This is a genomic window from Streptococcus sp. SGI.013 (assembly GCF_050315295.1).
Classification (GTDB): domain Bacteria; phylum Bacillota; class Bacilli; order Lactobacillales; family Streptococcaceae; genus Streptococcus; species Streptococcus porcorum.
This window is the reverse complement of the sequence record NZ_JBNPOS010000086.1, coordinates 1-789: the sequence shown is the minus strand read 5'-3', so window position 1 is coordinate 789 and position 789 is coordinate 1. Positions and strand designations below refer to the sequence as shown.

Below are 789 nucleotides of genomic sequence, written 5' to 3'. Positions count from 1 at the left end.
GTTGGATCGAATGGGTACTCAGTTGTTGGACGTTCGTTTTCTGGAACACCTGGAATCAATGGAATCCACTTCGCTACTTTTTGGTAAACGTAAGTGATTTCAGTTACGCCTTCTACAACATCACCTGTTTCGGTACCAATTGTCTTAGATGGTACAAGAACATATTTGGTACCGTCTTCAGTAACAATTTCAGTTGGCTTGTTATCTGTTGTGTCGTAGTCAGTACCTACCGCTGCATCAACTGTATCAGATACAGGTGCTTTAATCACGTTACCTTCTGTGTCGATGTAGTTAACGATAACTGAACCAATCTTAGCTGTTTCTGATTGTGATTCAGATACTGATGTTGATTCTGAAGTTGATAATGACGTTGACTCAGATGTTGATAATGATGCTGACTCAGATGCTGATGTTGAAGCTGACTCAGACGCTGATGTGCTTGCTGATTCAGATGCTGATGTTGAAGCTGACTCAGATGCTGATGTTGAAGCTGACTCAGATGCTGATGTTGAAGCTGATTCAGATGCTGATGTTGAAGCTGACTCAGATGCTGATGTTGAAGCTGATTCAGACGCTGATGTTGAAGCTGATTCAGATGCTGATGTTGAAGCTGATTCAGATGCTGATGTTGAAGCTGACTCAGACGCTGATGTGCTTGCTGACTCAGACGCTGATGTTGAAGCTGACTCAGACGCTGATGTTGAAGCTGACTCAGACGCTGATGTTGAAGCTGACTCAGACGCTGATGTTGAAGCTGATTCAGACGCTGATGTTGAAGCTGATTCAGAT

1 protein-coding gene is annotated in these 789 nt (G+C 43.2%); it reads right to left on the bottom strand.

Annotated elements, in window-relative coordinates:
* A partial coding sequence (locus ACQRDX_RS09445; protein WP_427897466.1) for a MucBP domain-containing protein occupies positions 1-789 on the bottom strand: 789 nt, incomplete at both ends.